This window comes from Psychroserpens sp. NJDZ02 (assembly GCF_004843725.1).
Lineage (GTDB): Bacteria > Bacteroidota > Bacteroidia > Flavobacteriales > Flavobacteriaceae > Olleya.
This window is the reverse complement of record NZ_CP039451.1, coordinates 4,052,745-4,068,058: the sequence shown is the minus strand read 5'-3', so window position 1 is coordinate 4,068,058 and position 15,314 is coordinate 4,052,745. Positions and strand designations below refer to the sequence as shown.

Annotated in this window: 16 protein-coding genes and 1 other RNA gene; 11 read left to right on the top strand and 6 right to left on the bottom strand. The window is 30.7% G+C overall.

The genetic code is table 11. The features are described from left to right. Positions 1–273 precede the first annotated feature (273 nt). From E9099_RS17950 to E9099_RS17935, 4 genes are all read left to right on the top strand, one after another. On the top strand, positions 274–762 hold the full coding sequence (locus E9099_RS17950; protein WP_136584882.1) for a SixA phosphatase family protein: 489 nt from the start codon (positions 274–276) through the stop codon (positions 760–762). A gap of 41 nt (positions 763–803) precedes the next feature. After that, the gene (gene ppk1, locus E9099_RS17945) at positions 804–2,864 is read left to right on the top strand and encodes a polyphosphate kinase 1 (protein ID WP_136584881.1); all 2,061 of its coding nucleotides are present in this window, start codon (positions 804–806) and stop codon (positions 2,862–2,864) included. After that, the gene (locus tag E9099_RS17940; RefSeq protein WP_136584880.1) at positions 2,857–3,768 is read left to right on the top strand and encodes a Ppx/GppA phosphatase family protein; all 912 of its coding nucleotides are present in this window, start codon (positions 2,857–2,859) and stop codon (positions 3,766–3,768) included. Before ppk1 ends, E9099_RS17940 begins: the two co-directional genes overlap by 8 nt. Positions 3,769–3,862: 94 nt before the next feature. Next, positions 3,863–4,399 carry a porin family protein gene (locus E9099_RS17935; protein WP_136584879.1) on the top strand — a complete coding sequence of 179 codons (537 nt, stop codon included), beginning with the start codon at positions 3,863–3,865 and terminating at the stop codon, positions 4,397–4,399. A 68-nt stretch (positions 4,400–4,467) separates the two neighbouring features. On the opposite strand, the gene E9099_RS17930 is transcribed toward E9099_RS17935, so the two are convergent. Genes E9099_RS17930 through dnaX form a run of 3 tightly spaced genes read right to left on the bottom strand, consistent with a single transcriptional unit; the run spans position 4,468 to position 7,342 of the window. Beyond that, on the bottom strand, positions 4,468–5,049 hold the full coding sequence (locus E9099_RS17930; RefSeq protein WP_136584878.1) for a tRNA-(ms[2]io[6]A)-hydroxylase: 582 nt from the start codon (positions 5,047–5,049) through the stop codon (positions 4,468–4,470). A 17-nt stretch (positions 5,050–5,066) separates the two neighbouring features. Further along, positions 5,067–5,603: a DUF4738 domain-containing protein gene (locus tag E9099_RS17925; protein ID WP_136584877.1), complete on the bottom strand. Its 537-nt coding sequence runs from the start codon at positions 5,601–5,603 to the stop codon at positions 5,067–5,069. Between the two features lie 2 nt (positions 5,604–5,605). Next, positions 5,606–7,342, bottom strand: coding sequence for a DNA polymerase III subunit gamma/tau (gene dnaX, locus E9099_RS17920; RefSeq protein WP_136584876.1), 1,737 nt, complete (start codon positions 7,340–7,342; stop codon positions 5,606–5,608). Between the two features lie 193 nt (positions 7,343–7,535). On the opposite strand from dnaX, the gene rnpB reads away from it, so the two are divergent. Next, positions 7,536–7,843: RNase P RNA component class A (gene rnpB / locus E9099_RS17915), an RNA gene on the top strand. Between the two features lie 36 nt (positions 7,844–7,879). On the opposite strand, the gene rsmD is transcribed toward rnpB, so the two are convergent. Genes rsmD through E9099_RS17900 form a run of 3 tightly spaced genes read right to left on the bottom strand, consistent with a single transcriptional unit; the run spans position 7,880 to position 9,985 of the window. Next, the gene (rsmD, locus tag E9099_RS17910; RefSeq protein WP_136584875.1) at positions 7,880–8,437 is read right to left on the bottom strand and encodes a 16S rRNA (guanine(966)-N(2))-methyltransferase RsmD; all 558 of its coding nucleotides are present in this window, start codon (positions 8,435–8,437) and stop codon (positions 7,880–7,882) included. Beyond that, positions 8,437–9,258 (bottom strand): DUF3822 family protein, encoded by an 822-nt coding sequence (locus E9099_RS17905; protein WP_136584874.1) that lies wholly within the window; start codon positions 9,256–9,258, stop codon positions 8,437–8,439. Before E9099_RS17905 ends, rsmD begins: the two co-directional genes overlap by 1 nt. Next, entirely contained in the window at positions 9,242–9,985 is a 744-nt protein-coding gene (locus E9099_RS17900; RefSeq protein ID WP_168800782.1) for a hypothetical protein, read from the bottom strand. The genes E9099_RS17905 and E9099_RS17900 overlap by 17 nt, the downstream gene beginning before the upstream one ends. A 123-nt stretch (positions 9,986–10,108) precedes the next feature. Here E9099_RS17900 and E9099_RS17895 point away from each other — a divergent pair, with 123 nt between their 5' ends. The 6 genes from E9099_RS17895 to E9099_RS17870 are packed head-to-tail and all read left to right on the top strand — an operon-like array spanning position 10,109 to position 15,280. Then, positions 10,109–11,539 carry an ATP-dependent RecD-like DNA helicase gene (locus E9099_RS17895; protein ID WP_136584873.1) on the top strand — a complete coding sequence of 477 codons (1,431 nt, stop codon included), beginning with the start codon at positions 10,109–10,111 and terminating at the stop codon, positions 11,537–11,539. A 35-nt stretch (positions 11,540–11,574) separates the two neighbouring features. Beyond that, a complete protein-coding gene (kdsB, locus tag E9099_RS17890; RefSeq protein WP_136584872.1) occupies positions 11,575–12,303 on the top strand; it encodes a 3-deoxy-manno-octulosonate cytidylyltransferase in 729 nt (242 codons plus the stop codon). Continuing rightward, positions 12,294–13,001: an HAD family hydrolase gene (locus tag E9099_RS17885; RefSeq protein ID WP_136584871.1), complete on the top strand. Its 708-nt coding sequence runs from the start codon at positions 12,294–12,296 to the stop codon at positions 12,999–13,001. Before kdsB ends, E9099_RS17885 begins: the two co-directional genes overlap by 10 nt. After that, positions 13,002–13,619 (top strand): CatA-like O-acetyltransferase, encoded by a 618-nt coding sequence (locus E9099_RS17880; protein ID WP_136584870.1) that lies wholly within the window; start codon positions 13,002–13,004, stop codon positions 13,617–13,619. Between the two features lie 28 nt (positions 13,620–13,647). Beyond that, on the top strand, positions 13,648–14,730 hold the full coding sequence (locus E9099_RS17875) for an iron-containing alcohol dehydrogenase family protein (RefSeq protein ID WP_240788920.1): 1,083 nt from the start codon (positions 13,648–13,650) through the stop codon (positions 14,728–14,730). Position 14,731: 1 nt separating this feature from the next. Next, entirely contained in the window at positions 14,732–15,280 is a 549-nt protein-coding gene (locus E9099_RS17870; RefSeq protein ID WP_136584869.1) for a 1-acyl-sn-glycerol-3-phosphate acyltransferase, read from the top strand. Positions 15,281–15,314: the final 34 nt, after the last annotated feature.

The following is a 15,314-nucleotide window of genomic DNA, read 5'->3' as shown; positions in this document are numbered from 1 at the left end:
AATTCTCATAACCTAAATGTCTTTAACGCGTTATATTATAATTTTAAATAATTGTTTCAGAAAATATGCTACAGTTTAAGGGATATTACCACAAAGTGATAATTGTAGATTTTCTGTTTTTCAATAGTTTTTAGGATAAAGTTAATTAATAGCTTAACAAAAGAAAGCTGATTTAATCTCCTAATCAAAAAAAAATGTTATAAAACACATTAAAACCGATAAAAGGTATTTTGTGTTTTTAAAAACAGACATAAAAGCACTTTATCGATAGTTATGAATAAAATTCTACAAATTATTAGGCATGCCAAATCTTCATGGGAATATAATGTCGAAGATCACGAGCGTCCTTTAAAAAAAAGAGGAGTTAATGATGCTGTTTTAGTTTCTAAACACTTAAAAACTAATTTTTTAAATCCTGATGCTATTTATTGTAGCACCTCGAAAAGAACAAAAAGTACAGCTATGTTATTCGTCGATGTTTTAGATTTGAAAAACGTCAAATTTGAGCTAAAAAAACAACTTTATGACTTCTCAGGAGAAGCTATTTTGGAATCAATTTTAAGCTGTGATGACTCCAATAATGTGCTGATGGTTTTTGGACATAATTTTGCTTTAACTAAATTATGTAATTTGTTAGGAGATATAGCTATCGATAATGTTACTACTTCTGGATTTGTGCAAATAGAATTTGCTCAAAATACATGGAAAAGTATAAAAAATGGGAAAACAACAAAAATTGTATTTCCAAAACATTTAAAATAGACAATCTATTTAGATATATTTGTGGTAAATATTGCATTTAAATGACTAATCATATTATCGATAATAAATACATCAATAGGGAGTTAAGTTGGTTACAATTTAATCACCGCGTATTGCAGGAGGCTGCAGATGAAACTGTACCATTAATAGAAAGATTGCGTTTTTTGGGGATTTTTTCAAATAATTTAGACGAATTTTTTAAAGTACGTTATGCTACTGTAAAACGAATTGATTACGTAGGTAAGGCTGGTAAAAGTCAGCTTGGAGGAATAAAAGCTTCAGATTTATTAGAGATTATTACTAATATCGTAATCAAACATCAAACAGAAAGTTTAAAGATTTTAAGTGACATTCAAAAAAAGCTAGAAGCCGAAAATATTTTCATACTAAGAGAGGCAAAAATCACTAAATCTCAAAAACAATATCTTAGAAAGTACTTTTTAGATAAAGTGAGTCCAGCATTGGTTACTATAGTTTTAAATTCAGAAATTAAGTTACCTAATCTTAAAGATAGTGCCGCTTACTTAGCTGTTAATATGCATATGGCGGATAGTACTAACCAATATGCTTTAATAGAAATTTCTAAAAACATGGATCGCTTTATTGTCTTGCCTAAAGATGGTGAAACCGACTATATTATCATGTTAGACGATTTATTACGTTTATTCTTGAGTGATATTTTCAATATATTTGATTATAACAAAATCACTACTCATATGATTAAAATCACTAGAGATGCCGAATTGGATTTGGATAGTGATTTAACTAAAAGTTTCATGGAAAAGATGAGCGATAGTGTAAAGGATAGACAGGATGGAGAGCCTGTAAGATTTGTTTACGATAAAACTATTGATAAATCTACTTTAGCTTTTTTAATGGATAAAATGGGTATTGACAATACTGATAGTATTATACCTGGTGGACGTTACCATAATCGCAGAGATTATATGGGGTTTCCTAGCTTAGGGCGTACGGATTTATTATATGATAAAATAGTTCCATTACAAGTTAAAGGGTTGAGTTTACAAGGTAGTATTTTTGAAGCGATAGCTAAAAAGGACTTTTTATTATATGCACCTTATAATACGTTTTCTTATGTTGTTAAGTTTTTAAGAGAAGCAGCTATAGACCCAAAAGTAAAAACGATAAAAATTACTATTTACAGACTTGCTCAGATATCTCATGTAGCTAGTTCTTTAATTAATGCTGCAAAAAACGGTAAAAAAGTGACTGTTTCTATGGAGATCCAAGCACGTTTTGATGAAGAAGCAAATATTGCTTATGCAGAACAGATGCAGCGGGAAGGTATCAATTTGATTTTTGGAGTACAAGGGCTTAAAGTACACAGCAAAATGTGTATTATTGAGCGTGAAGAAGATAAAAAAATAAAACGTTATGGTTTTATCAGTACAGGAAACTTTAACGAATCTACAGCTAAAATATATACTGATTACACCTTATTTACAGCTAATCAAAAAATATTAAAAGACATAAATAAAGTGTTTAGCTTTTTTGAAGTTAATTATAAAATTTATCGATTTAAACATATAATTACTTCTCCGCATTATACTAAAAATAAATTTTTTCAATTAATAGATAAGGAAATTGCTAATGTTAAGCAAGGTAACCCTGCTTACTTAAAACTGAAAATGAATAGCATTTCTAGTTATCAAATGATTGATAAATTATATGAAGCTAGTCAAGCTGGTGTAAAAATACAAATGATTGTTAGAGGTATTTGCTGTTTAGTACCCGGAGTAAAGGGAATTAGTGAAAATATAGAGGTGATAAGCATAGTGGATAAGTTTTTAGAACATACAAGACTTTATGTTTTTTGTAATAATAATAATCCTAAAGTATATATATCATCTGCAGATTGGATGACAAGAAATATAGAGAATAGGGTAGAAGTGAGTTGTCCTATTTACGACCAAGATATAAAGGAAGAGTTATTAGATACATTTGAGATTTGTTGGAAGGATAATGTTAAGGCCAGAATTTTAAACAAAGCTCAAAACAATTCCTATAAAAGAAATGATGCTCCTAAATTTAGGTCACAATTTGAAGCTTATAATTATTTAAAAAATAAATTAGATGCTTAATATTCAAAAATACGCAGCTATTGATATTGGATCTAACGCCGTTAGATTGTTGATATCGAATATTGTTGAGGAAAAGGATAAGCCCACGCGTTTTAAAAAAAGCTCGTTGGTAAGGGTTCCTGTCAGATTAGGAGCGGATGTATTTATAAAAGATGAAATTTCTGAACATAATATTCAGCGAATGCTTGATACTATTCAAGCGTTTAAGTTATTAATGCAAACGCACGGTGTGGTTAAGTATAAAGCATGTGCCACGTCAGCAATGCGCGAAGCTAAAAATGGGTTAGAAGTTGCTAAGTTAATAAAGAAGAAAACTGGAGTTCAAATTGATGTTATAGAAGGGGAAGAAGAAGCAGCTATTATTGCAGCCACAGATTTACAAACCTATATTGATGCTAATAAAACCTATTTGTATGTAGATGTAGGTGGGGGAAGTACAGAATTTTCTGTTATAGATAAAGGTGTGAAAATAGCGTCCAAATCCTTTAAATTAGGAACTGTTCGATTATTAAACGATATGGTTAAAAAGGAAGTTTGGTTAGAACTAGAAACTTGGATAAAAAAACAGACTGCAAGTTATGAGAAAATAGAGGTTATTGGGTCTGGAGGAAATATAAATAAAATTTTTAAAGTTTCAGGAAAAGTTATAGGTAAACCATTGTCTTACTTTTATTTAACGTCTTATTATAATATGTTACAAACGTATTCTTATGAAGAACGTATTTCAATATTAGATTTAAATCAAGATAGAGCGGATGTTATTATTCCAGCGACGCGTATCTATTTGTCAGCCATGAAATGGTGTGGCGCCAAAGATATTTATGTTCCAAAAATTGGACTTGCGGATGGTATCATAAAAAGTATGTATAATGATACAGTATCTAGTCATACAAAGTTAAAATAATACATTTTATCTATTTAATGTGTCATATTTATGAAAAAAAGATATCTTTACTTGTATAATCATACATTAAATAAACCAATTTAAGTTTCAGAATATGAAAAAAACTATTTTACTTCTAACATTTGTATTAACTTCTTTTTACGGATTTTCTCAAGACGCTTTATACGGTGTAAGAGCTGGATATAATATTTCTAATTTAGATTTTGATCCAAGTGTACCTACTGGAGTTGAAAATGCACATAGAAATGGCTTTTTTATTGGTTTTTTCGGAGAGTATAGTTTGTCTAAATCATTTTCGTTTGCACCAGAAGTTCAGTTTTCAGCTGAAGGCGCAAAAGATCAAGAATTGCGTATTAATTATATACAAGTACCATTATTTTTTAAATATAAAATCGGTAAATCTTTAGCTATAGGCGTAGGACCTCAAGCAAGTTTAAAAGGGCATTCTTATGAGGATAGCCTAAAAAACTTTGGTTTTTCTGCATTAGGAGGTTTAGAGTATTTAATTTCAGATGAGTTTTTTGTAGATTTCAGATATTCTTATGGTTTATCCAATGTCTTAGATGACAATGCTAGTGATTTAGAAGCTACAAACACAAACATTCAAATCGGTTTTGGAGTAAAATTCTAAATTTGAAAGTATAAATAATAAAAAAGCCAATTCTAATTTAGAATTGGCTTTTTTTATTTGTCTCAATGTTAACCGTGTATAGTTTCTTTTTTACTTAAATTTTTCATGATTTGAGCTTCGTGCTCTAGTAAATCATCCCATTTTTTATCAACTTCAGATCGGTCTCCATATTGTCTAGCAAATCCTAAAAACATGGTGTAGTGGTTAGCTTCGCTGACCATAAGATTACGGTAAAACTCAGCTAAAGATTTATCCTCTAATTCTTCAGATAATAATCTAAAGCGCTCGCAGCTTCTAGCTTCAATTAAAGCGGCATATAGTAGTCTATGCACTAATTGTGTAGTTCTGCTTCCACCTTTAGGAAAAAACGTTATTAATTGTAAAACATAGTCGTCCTTGCGATCTCTTCCTAAAACCCAACCGTTTTTAATAATTAAATCATGAACCATTTTAAAGTGGCTAATTTCTTCTTTTACTAAAGCGACCATTTCTTGAACTAAGTCTGTGTATTCAGGAAAACTTACAATTAAGGATATAGCAGTACTCGTTGCTTTTTGCTCACAGTAAGCATGATCTGTCAAGATGTCTTCTATATTTTTTTCTACTATATTTACCCAACGTGGATCTGTTGGTAATTTAAGTCCTAGCATTTAATACGTGTTATAAATTAACTTTGTTTTTTTATTTTATGCATTCCTTTTTCATCTATTGTTATGTCATAAATGGGGCAATTTGCCGTTCTAGGAATACATAATGATGCAACTAAGTGTACTGTATTGGTTTCTAATGATTTTAATTCATCTATATAAATCTCATTACTAATGTAATCTGCTATTTTTAGCGATAGAAAATCATCGTTTATAATTTGTTTAAAAATCTGTTCATCATCTTTAAATACTTCTACTTCTGAGATATTTTCTCTAAAATAGTGTTTGTTTATAATGGAATCGGTTTCAAATGTTTTCAATACTGAGTTTTTCATATCAGAGTAGTTCTTGATAGTGACTCTGTAGCCATTACTTAGAATGGTATCGGTTGTTGTTTCAGTATACGCTTTTGGGAAGTATTTTATGTTTTCAGAGAAGGAGTCTAATAGTTGATTTTCTATTAATACTTCTTGTGGTGTTTTATTAATGCGATCACGGCCATCACAATTTAAAAATACAATAAGGAGACCTAAAATTAAAAGAGTGAATTTATTCATGGTTATACATCTAAATCAAAGGTTGTACGAAGTAATTCTAAATTAGGGTTCTTTTCTTTTAACTTCTCGTATTTTTCGAGAGGCGTATAAGCGTATTTAGTATCCAATTCTTCATTAATTGAAATATCTAAAGTGACATCGTAATTTTTTAAGTTTTTACGTAAATAAGACATTAAGTCAAATGACTGACGCTCGACTTCAACTTTATTGGTCGAATTTGGAAATGTCAATTGAATAGAAAATCCGTCAGGAGCCAGTGTTGGTTTGTCTATGGATAAAATAGAAGCCAAATTGAATTTACCTTCCGTTTCGATTTTAGTAACAAAAGCATTCCATACTTCTGTTAATTCGTCTTGATTAAAAGATTCTCTCGGTAAATTTTCTTCATCTACAACAACATCAAGTTGTTTAATTTGATGTTCTTTTTTAGCTCTGATGCTTTTTAAGGATAAACCAGAAGTACGTCTTTTAGTGGTTGTAATCCCATTTTCTAATACTATTTTAGGCTTAGAAGGTTCTGCTGCAGGTTTCTGTACGGTAGAGTTAGCCTTAGTAGATGTGTTTTCTGTTACAGTATTAGTTTCTTGTTTTTTTTCTGGCAGAGTAACTTTAACAGGTGTAATTCCTATTTTCTTGAAATAGGAAGGTGGAATTATGAACCGACTGCTATTTTTTTTTTCTCCATCAAAAGTGATAGAGGCAAGTTGCATTAAAGTTAGTTCGACGAGGAGTCGTTGATTTTTACTACTCTTATATTTTAAGTCACATTCGTTAGCTAAGTTAATTCCTTTTATTAAAAAGTCTTGACTTGCTTTTTTTGATTGTTCTAAGTATTTATTTTTAGTATCTTCTCCAACCTCTAATAACTCTACAGTAATAGGATTTTTACAAACCAGTAAGTCCCTAAAGTGAGAGGCTAACCCAGCAATATAATGATGACCATCAAATCCTTTGGCTAATGTTTTATTAAATTGAATTAGTAATTCAGGGATTTTATTGTCTAATATGTAATCGGTACTTTCAAAATACGTTTCATAATCTAAAACGTTTAAATTTTCTGTAACGGATTGTCTAGTCAATTCTTTTCCGGCAAAACTAACGACCCTATCAAATATAGATAAAGCATCACGCATTGCACCATCAGCCTTTTGAGCAATGATGTGTAAAGCATCATCTTCTGCATTTACACCTTGTTCTTTTGCTATGTATTTTAAATAGTTTTTAGCATCTGTAACTGTTATACGTTTAAAATCAAAGATTTGACATCGTGATAAAATAGTTGGTATTATTTTATGCTTTTCAGTAGTTGCTAAAATAAATATGCAATGTTTTGGTGGTTCTTCTAAGGTCTTTAAAAAGGCATTAAAAGCGGCTTGAGATAACATATGGACCTCATCAATAATATAGACTTTATATTTACCAACTTGTGGCGGAATACGAACCTGGTCCGTTAAACTTCTAATATCATCAACCGAATTGTTTGACGCAGCATCCAACTCAAAGATGTTAAAAGCATAGTCTTCATCTCCAGTTTCATTACCATCACTATTAATCATTTTAGCTAAAATACGAGCACAACTAGTTTTACCAACACCTCGAGGTCCAGTAAAAAGTAAAGCTTGTGCTAAATGATTATTTTCAATAGCATTCAACAATGTATTTGTAATAGCAGATTGCCCCACAACATCTTTAAATGTTTGAGGTCTATATTTTCTTGCTGATACTACAAAGTGTTCCAATTTTGCTGAATTTATTTCAACATCTATTTGATGCTATTGTTAAGTGATTACAAATTTAAAAAATAGGAATTTAATTTAGACCTGAAAATGCTGATTTTATTTATAGTTATTAACAAATCAATAGAAAAGTTATTAGTTGAAACTATTTAAAGTTTCTAGCTTTAAAAAAGATTAGTTTATTGTAATTTTGCATCTAGTAAATCGCCTTATCGCTTTAAATTTATTTTAAAGAGGAAAGTCCGGACACCATAGTGCAATCATAGTGGTTAATAGCCATCCACCGAGAGGTGAGGAAAAGTGCAACAGAAAGTATGTACAGGTCATGCTGTAGTGAAACCAGGTAAACTCTATGAGGTGCAATACCATGTATACTAACGTTTGAGCGTACACGCGCGATTGTTAGAGGGTAGGTAGCTAAAGCGTGTTGGTAACAGCAAGCTCAGATAAATGATAAGGGCTCTTTAGGGAGTACAAAATCCGGCTTATAGATTTGCTTAACTATAAAAAAAACCATCTAGAAATAGATGGTTTTTTATTTTATTCTTCTTCGTCTGAAACTTCATTTTTAAAAAAACTAAAGGTGTTTCCCCCATAACTTTTTGAATGACTATAATTAGTCGCTTTGGACAAGTCTGTATATTTAGAGTGCTCTACCACAAGTAAACCATCCCTTTCTAATAAGTTATTGGTGAACACTAGTTCCGGTATTTTTGAAAACTCTTCAACTGTAAACTCGTAAGGTGGATCAGCAAAAATAATAGTATGCTGTTGCTTGCTTTTTTCTAAAAACTTAAAGACATCCGCTTTTATGGTCTGTATATCCATTTCAAAACTAGCAGCAGTTTCGTTTATAAATTTTATACAGCCATGATCTTGATCTACAGCTATAATGTTTTCTGTTCCTCTAGAAGCAAACTCATAACTTATGTTTCCTGTTCCTGAAAATAAATCTAGTACAGAAATATCATCTATATAATATTGGTTATTTAAGATGTTAAATAAAGCTTCTTTAGCCATATCTGTTGTAGGTCTAACAGGTAGCTTTTTTGGAGCAGTGATTCGTCTTCCTTTAAATTGTCCTGATACAATGCGCATTATAAGCTTTTTAGTAAGGTGAAATGTGAATGATTATGTAATGGTTTTTCGGTAAAAGCGTAAGTATCCATTCGGGAACCAAAGGATACATTTCTTATGTATTTATACGCAATGGCAAACAATGGACTGTCTTTATCTAAGTCTCCCAAAAATAAAACGTCAATAGTTTCTGGGTTAAGTTGTAACTGTTCTAAGGTAAACAATAAATAGTAAATAAAGTCTTCTTGTGTATGATATTCAAAGGTGTTATAAAGTATCAATTTACCTTTGTTTAACGTAATGATTTCAAAAGTGGCATCAGAGACATTTATATATACTTTGGGTGTTGTACTATGCTTTTCAAAGGTTAATAATTGTTCTATTAAAATGGTAGAAAAATGATTAAAGGTAAAGCTTCCAAAACGATCAAAAATAAAATTATTGATATTGGCAAAAGGTACATAAATGTTAACACTATCGTTAGGATTGATGTCATCAAAAGTGATAAAATCTGTCTTTAAAATTTTAGTATTAAATTTTAAATAATCGACTAAAGCATCTTCCTTAAATAAGGGTTTTGGCACTACTGTAGACCAATCATTAACATGTATAATGTTAATCGATTTGAAAGTTTGTTTAAGTGCTGTTTCAGTATTAAAAAGATGTTTTACGATATCTAGAAGTTCCGACGGTGTCTTTTTAAATGAAAATTTTTCAGCTTTAAGCTCAATTATAGTTTTTGTGCTTGTATCTAAAACACAAAAAGAATGTCCACTCAAACTAATTTGAATGGACAATTCTAGGTTGGTTAAATCGATAGGATTATTATTCGTTGCTGCCATAAGTTTTTGGCCAGTTTCCTAAAGTTTTTACTTCTTCCATAGACCCTACACGTAATGCATCTCCATTTACTCCTTCGACAGATTGCACTTGGCTTTCTTTTAGAACTAAATTAGGATCTTGATCGTATAATATATCTGTTTTCTTTACAAAAGCTTCAAAAACAGGTATTTTATTTCCTTTTTCATCTTGAATCTCTCCTGCATTCATCGTAAACTCAATACCTTTTTTATCAAGTGGTACTTTCATCATATCTTTATATCTATTGGTGTTTTTGAATAAACGATCTTTAACCGGCTCAAATCCAATAGTATCAATGATTACAATTTCTTTAAACATTTCTACACCTCCAAAAGCAGCAGTTCTTTCAACATCTAAAACACTAGAATCTCTTCTCTCTACTAAAGTGAATTTCCCATTCTCGATAAATTTAATTAAAGAGTCGTAGCTTTTTGTAAACTTTCCTGTAACTGTTCTATGCGCAAGTTGAGCATCTCTAATATCAACTAAACGCTCAATAGCTGCTTTATATCTTTTTTCTTTTAATTTATTGAACTTAATTTCTCCATAAACAGAGTCAAAAGTTAGAAATCCTAAATAAGCTATAAGTGCCCATAGCGCAAGTGTAATAATTGGTTTTACTTTTGTTGGAATAAATTTGTCAATAAGCCAAACAATCAAAATTGTAAGTAAAATTGCTCCAAGTATAATAAGTGCTAATTTTATCATAAGTATTTTATTAAATTTAATTAAGGTCTGTGACAAATCTACAATTTTTTTTTATTCGTAAAAACCATTGTTGGTAAAAATGATTTATATATTTGATAAAAAGTTTTCAATCTATACTATTTAATGACCAGTTCTCAATTTTATTCCCTTATAAGACAGCATTTTCCGTTCAATCCGACCTCAAAACAAGATATTTTACTTTTGCAACTTTCTGAGTTTATTTTAAATGATAAAGAAAAAGGCGTGTTTTTGTTAAAAGGTTACGCCGGTACAGGTAAAACCACCATTATTGGTACGATTGTAGCCAATTTATGGCATGCAAAAAAAAGTGCAGTGTTGATGGCTCCAACTGGTCGGGCAGCCAAAGTAATCTCTAATTATTCCAAAAAAGAGGCATTCACCATCCATAAAAAAATATATTTTCCTAAAAAAGAAAAAGGTGGAGGCGTACAATTTGTGTTGCAACCCAATAAACATAAAGATACTATTTTTATTGTTGATGAAGCGTCAATGATACCAGATACACCAAGTGATTCTAAATTATTTGAAAATGGATCACTTTTAGACGATTTAATGCGGTACGTTTATCAAGGTAAAAATTGTAAATTGTTACTTATCGGTGATACAGCACAATTGCCACCTGTAAAATTAGATATAAGTCCGGCGTTAGACGAGAATGTATTAAGTCTTAATTATGATAAGTCCGTTACTAAAATGGAATTGGATGAAGTTGTAAGACAAGGAGAAGGTTCTGGAATCTTAGAAAATGCTACTATTTTAAGAGAAACCATTGCAGATGGTTTTTTTGATAGCTTTAAGTTTAATTTAAAGCAGTTTAAAGATATTGTTAGATTAGTTGATGGTTATGAAATTATGGACGCTATAAACGACGCTTATAGCTCCTTTGGTTATGAAGATACTAGTATTATAGTAAGAAGTAATAAAAGAGCTAACTTGTATAACCAGCAAATACGTAGTCGTATTTTGTTTAATGAAAACGAATTGTCATCAGGAGATTACCTCATGGTAGTCAAGAATAATTATTTTTGGTTAAAGCCAACTTCTGAAGCTGGTTTTATAGCTAATGGTGATATTGTTGAAGTCCTAGAAATTTTTAGCATTAAAGAGTTATATGGTTTTAGATTTGCAGAAGTAAAAGTAAGGATGGTAGATTACCCAAATATGCAGCCTTTTGAAACAGTTTTAATGCTGGATACTATCGAAGCAGAAACACCATCTTTACCTTATGAGGATTCTAATAGACTATATCAAGAGGTTCAAAAAGATTATGAAGATGAAACTAGTAAGTATCAAAAGTTTTTAAAAACTAAGAGCAATACTTTTTTTAATGCGTTGCAAGTTAAGTTTAGTTATGCTATAACTTGCCATAAGTCTCAAGGGGGACAATGGAATACCGTTTTTGTAGAACAACCGTATCTACCAGACGGAATAGATAAAGATTACTTAAGATGGTTGTATACGGCTATAACTCGAGCTAAAGATAAATTATATTTAATTGGTTTTAAAGACGATTTTTTTGAAGAAGACCATTAAATTATTATATTTTTATGCACCAATTTAATTCTTAGATGAAGATAATAGCAATGATTCCCGCACGATATAGTGCCTCCCGTTTTCCTGGTAAGCTAATGAAAGACTTAGGTGGAAAACCTGTAATAACTCGTACGTATGAAGCTACTGTTGACACCAAGCTATTTGATGATGTCATTGTGGTTACTGATAGTGCTATTATTTATGACGAAATCGCTAAAATTGGTGGTCACGTAGTTATGAGTAAAAAAGAGCATGAATGTGGTAGTGATCGTATTGCAGAAGCTGTAGAAGACTTAGATATTGATATTGTTATTAATGTTCAAGGTGACGAGCCTTTTACTGATTCGGAATCCCTAAAAAAATTAATTAAAGTTTTTAAAGAAGATACGGATAAGCAAGTCGATTTGGCTTCATTAATGGTCCATATTACAGATTGGGATGAGATTAAAAATCCAAACACCGTTAAAGTAATTGTAGATCAACAAAATTTTGCGCTTTACTTTTCAAGAAGCCCAATACCTTATCCTAGAGACAAAGCTGTAGCTGTCAAATACTTTAAACATAAAGGTGTGTATGCCTTCAGAAAACAGGCCATTTTAGATTTTTATAAGCTACCAATGTTAACTTTAGAGGCTTCAGAAAAAATAGAATGTATTAGATATTTAGAATACGGAAAACGTATAAAAATGGTAGAAACGGATATTCAGGGTGTAGAAATTGACACGCCTGAAGATTTAGAACGTGCAAAGAAACTATGGAAGTAGATTACAGTCCGATTAAAGTTATTGGTTTTGATGCTGATGATACACTTTGGGTTAACGAAACGTATTTTAGAGAGGCTGAAGTGGAATTTGCTAAATTATTAAGCCCATTTGAAACTGAAAATAAAATTGACCAGGAGCTATTTAAAATGGAGATGAAAAATCTTCCCGTATATGGTTACGGTGTCAAAGGATTTGTTTTGTCGATGGTAGAAATGGCTTTGGAATTATCAAACAATACAGTGTCAAATCAAACGATATCCAAAATTTTAGATATTGGAAAGGAAATGATAAATGAAAAGGTCGAGTTATTAGATGGAGTAGAGAGTGTATTACAACAATTATCAAAAAAATATAAATTAATAGTCGCTACCAAAGGAGATTTATTAGACCAAGAACGTAAACTTGAAAAATCAGGACTGTTGGATTATTTTCATCATATTGAGGTTTTAAGTGACAAAAAGGAAGCTAATTATTCTAAATTATTAAATCATTTAGAGATAAAACCTTCTGAGTTTTTAATGATAGGAAACTCTTTAAAGTCGGATATTTTACCATTAATAAATATAAAAGCTAATGCTATACATGTACCGTTTCATACTACTTGGGTGCATGAACAAGTCATAGTAAACACAGAAGTGTCAACGCAATATCAAACATTAAAAAGTCTAAAAGACTTACCAAAATTATTACAATTATAATTGAAAACATTAGATATAAATACTTGGGATAGAAAAGAACTTTTTCAACATTTTTTAAAATTGAAAGATCCATATTTTGGAGTTACAATACCTTTTAATGTGGATAAAGCTTACCAATATGCTAAAGATAAAAACGTAAGTTTTTTTGGTGTCTACTTACATGATTGCATGAAAGCAATTAATGCTATAGATAATTTAAAATATAGAATAGAAGATAATACTGTTCAAATTTATGACACTATACATGCATCAGCTACTATTATGAGACCGAATAATACTTTTGGATTTTCATTTATAGATTATGACGAAGAGTTAAATATATTTTTATCTAATTTATCTGCTGAAAAACGAAGAATAGAGGGCACACCAAATCTCTTTCCTCCAGTAAATGGTTTAAATTGTATACATTGTTCAGCACTGCCTTGGCTTAATTTTTCAGGTCATAAAGAACCCGTATCGGGAGTTATGGAATCTATACCAAAATTGGCCTTTGGTAAAGTAGTAAAAGAAGAAAATAAATTAATAATGAATGTCGCTATTAATGTAAATCATGCCTTAGTTGATGGGTATCATGTTGGTTTATTTTCAGAAATGTTTCAGAAAAACTTAAATAAGTAATAAATTTGCAATCTAAGACGAAAAGTCAATGAGTTATAAAAATTTTCCAATGGTATCCAAAGTTATATTTGGACGAGGTAGTTTTAATCAATTAAGTGATATTTTAGAGCCTAATAGGTTAAATATTAATGCGCCATTTATCTTTTTTGTGGATGACGTTTTTAAAGGCAATACTTGGTTAATGTCAAGAATTCCTTTATCGTACCAAGATAAAGTGGTGTACGTTTCTGCAAACGAAGAGCCAAAGACAGAACAGATAGATAAATATGTAGAAGATATTATTCTAAATTATACAGAAAGACCATCTGGTATTATTGGTATTGGTGGTGGTTCTTTATTAGATGTGGCAAAAGCGGTTGCTATCATGCTAAATAATGACGGAGATAGTAAAGACTATCAAGGTTGGGATATTGTTAAAAATGCAGCCGTGTATCATATTGGTATACCAACAATTTCTGGAACAGGAGCAGAAGTGTCTAGAACAACTATTTTAACAGGTCCAGAACGAAAACTTGGAATTAATAGTGATTATACGCCTTTTGATCAAGTCCTTTTGGATCCAGAATTGACTAAAGATGTTCCTAAAGACCAATGGTTTTATACAGGCATGGATTGTTATGTACATTGTATTGAATCTTTAAACGGAACGTATTTAAATGCCTTTAGTCAGTCTTATGGAGAAAAAGCCTTGGAGTTATGCGAAGAGATTTTTTTAAGTACTGATTTACCAGAGGAAGAGTCTCAGGATAAACTAATGATGGCTAGTTGGCATGGTGGGATGAGTATTGCTTATTCTCAAGTAGGGGTGGCACATGCAATGAGTTATGGATTAGGCTATTTATTAGGAGTTAAACATGGTATTGGAAACTGTATTGTTTTTGATCATTTAGAAGACTATTATCCTGAAGGTGTTGCTGTTTTTAAAAAAATGAAAGCTTTACATAATATAACTTTACCTCAAGGTATTTGTGCAGATTTGTCAGATAAGGATTTTGATATTATGATTAAAGTTGCATTAAGCTTAGAACCACTTTGGGAAAATGCAATCGGTAAAGATTGGAAAAAGACAATTACACACGATACGCTTAAGGCTTTATATAAAAAGATGTAATATGTATTGGCTAGCTAAACTTATATATTTTAAAATTATTGGTTGGAAAGTTATTGGAAACACTAACTTTTCACAGGATACTATAAAAAAAGCAGTTATTATTTCTGCACCACATACTAGTAATTTAGATTTTATAATAGGTATTTTATTACGTAAAGTAACTCACATTAAAACTAATTTTATTGGTAAAAAAGAACTCTTTACTTGGCCTTTTGGCTATTACTTTAGGGCAGTAGGAGGTGTGCCAGTCGATAGAAAGAATAAAGAAAATAAAGTACAAACTATTGCTAAACTATTTGAAAACAAAGAAGAATTTAGACTAACATTGGCACCAGAAGGTACTAGAAGTAAAGTAGAAGAATGGAGAACAGGGTTTTACTACATTGCAAAACAAGCAAACGTACCAATTATAATGTTTACTTTAGATTATGGTAATAAGCAAAATACAATTTCTGAGCCTTTTTATCCAACGGATAACATGGAAGAAGATTTTAAGTTTATGAAAGCTTTTTTTAAAGGTGTAAAGGGAAGAATCGAAAAAAACGGGTGATTTTTAGTAAAAACATAATTGTGGTATAACATTT